Origin of the sequence: Lactobacillus nasalidis (assembly GCF_016587775.1) — a bacterium.
Taxonomy (GTDB): domain Bacteria; phylum Bacillota; class Bacilli; order Lactobacillales; family Lactobacillaceae; genus Lactobacillus; species Lactobacillus nasalidis.
This window is the reverse complement of record NZ_BOCG01000329.1, coordinates 1-2101: the sequence shown is the minus strand read 5'-3', so window position 1 is coordinate 2101 and position 2101 is coordinate 1. Positions and strand designations below refer to the sequence as shown.

Here is a 2101-nt window from a genome sequence, read left to right as displayed (position 1 = left end):
GATTTCCTTGTTTTCCAGGTTGGAGTCAGCTTCAGCTGCTGGACAGGCAAAAATCTCGTAGTCCAGTCCGTCCTTCTTAGCAGCGTCCTGCATCTTCTTTACCAAAATACTGGTGCTCATCCCTGCTGAGCAGCAAAGCATAACCGTCTTTTCAGCCATCACAATTACCTCCTAAAATTTTGGGCTTTGCGCCTTTGTTATCGCTTACAAAGATATTATATTACCCTAAGCTGGTTATGTCTAGTTAAAATAAAAAATATGTTTTATTTTTTGACAAAAAAGTTTTTTAGAAAAAATGAGGCAAAGAAAAACCAGATGGAAAATCCATCTGGTTCATGTACTTGTTAGTGGCTGGTTTCAACCATAATGTAAGAACGCTTGTTGAACAGGTTCCTTGAACGCGAGTACTCGATGTTGACCCCGGAATTGGTCCAGACGATCTGCTCGATTTCCAGGATCGGCGTGTTTTCGCTGGCCCCCAGGTACTTGAGGTCGTACTCATCGGGCAGATCCGCCTTGATCCGGCGGAAGCCGCCGCCAAACTTGATGTGGAGCTTCTTGTGCAGGTAACTGTAGATCGAGCCTTCCAGAATCTTCTTTGACAGGGCCGGCACCTGGCTGACCGGCATAAAAGTATGCTCGATCACCAGCGGCTCATTGTTCACCAGACGCAGGCGGACGATCTCGTATACTGGATCGTTTTCTTCCAGATTCAATTTCTCGCGCAGGTCGGTTGACGGAAAGGCAACCTCAAACTTTAGGACCTTGCTCGTCACCTGGTCATGGTCGTTTTCAGCAGACAAGCCGGTAAAAGAGTTGACCGGGGAGTCATTCTTTCCGAGCAGGGACAGGTTCGACAGCACCATCGTCCCCAGGCCCGACTCCTTGTAGACAAAGCCCTCTCTTTCCAGCTGGTCCAGCGCGCTCTTGATGGTAATCTTGCTAACCGAAAATTCTTCAGCCAGTTCTTCCTGCTTTGGCAGGAAGCTTTGCTGCGGATAGACGCCGTCCTTGATCCGCTGCTTGATCGTGTTTGCGATTAGTTGATACTTCTTCATGACTTACCACCTTGACTTCTTAATTGTTCAATCACAATGTAATTTAATTTTATCAACATTCGCAAACTTTCGCTATTAAAAGTTAAGTTTTGATAGCAGAATACCAATTGTTTTAAAGAAACTTAAACAGGCCCGCTACATCAACGATTCGTCGTAAATCGCGCGCTGGCCGCCAACATATTTTGGCCGCCGGCGGGCACAAATGATTCTGGCCTCGCCGATCTTGTCCAGGGAGATCCTGAGCGGCACCACTACCGGATGCAGGTGCATCCCGATCAAAGTGCCGCCAATGTCGATTCCCGCCTCGCCGCGGGCTTGAATATCCTCGACCAATACCGCGTCCGGCATTTCCTGGTAAGCGACCGTCGCGAAGGCGCCGCCGGCATGGTTGGGCTGGGGAATGGCGTTGACTTGTTCAAAATCATACTTTTCCATGGCTTCCCGGCTGACCACCAGGGCCCGGTTCAAGTGCTCGCAGCACTGGGCGGCCAGGTAAATGCCCTTGGCCTCCAGAACCTCATTGATCCCCTGGTAAAGGGCCTGCGCCACGTCAGTGCTGGTGTTGGTACCGATTGTTTCACCCAAGACCTCGCTGGAGGAGCAGCCGACAACGAAGATTTGACCGGCCTTGATGCCGGAAGCTTCAACGATTTCACTGACTGCCTGCTTGGCTTGAGCCTTAACTGCTGATAAATCCATCTTTTTCCTCCAATCTGCAGCTGCTTTTCCTCTATTTTAACGCAGATTCTATTTTATGAGCAGCTGAGCTGCTGCGGCCTATTTAAATTCGCAACAAATCTGCTAGAATTGTAAGCAAAAGCGCTCTGTTTGCTGTTCATTTTTTTAGGAAGGTGTTGATTTGGATGCACAAGCAAAGCCTTGCACTCAAATTTTCTTTTGTTTTCATCGTTCTCTCCCTGGCCGTCTCCCTGATCAGCGCCTGCTGGCAGCTGCTGGTTCAAAAGCAGACCAGCAGCCGGCTCCTAGTGCTGGAAATCGGGGCCGGCCTGCTGCTGGTCATCCTGCCGGCCCTGCTGAGCAAG

4 protein-coding genes are annotated in these 2101 nt (G+C 49.7%); 1 reads left to right on the top strand and 3 read right to left on the bottom strand.

The annotated features are described in order from the left end of the window. From lacNas_RS06285 to lacNas_RS06275, 3 genes are all read right to left on the bottom strand, one after another. Positions 1-159: PTS sugar transporter subunit IIB (locus lacNas_RS06285; RefSeq protein ID WP_373868164.1), on the bottom strand; the 159-nt coding region annotated here is incomplete at its 3' end. Positions 160-344: 185 nt separating this feature from the next. After that, positions 345-1058, bottom strand: coding sequence for a GntR family transcriptional regulator (locus lacNas_RS06280; protein ID WP_201332013.1), 714 nt, complete (start codon positions 1056-1058; stop codon positions 345-347). A gap of 135 nt (positions 1059-1193) precedes the next feature. Beyond that, positions 1194-1757: a TIGR01440 family protein gene (locus lacNas_RS06275; RefSeq protein WP_201332014.1), complete on the bottom strand. Its 564-nt coding sequence runs from the start codon at positions 1755-1757 to the stop codon at positions 1194-1196. Between the two features lie 164 nt (positions 1758-1921). Between lacNas_RS06275 and lacNas_RS06270 the strand changes: the two genes are divergently transcribed. Continuing rightward, positions 1922-2101: hypothetical protein (locus lacNas_RS06270; protein WP_201346697.1), on the top strand; the 180-nt coding region annotated here is incomplete at its 3' end.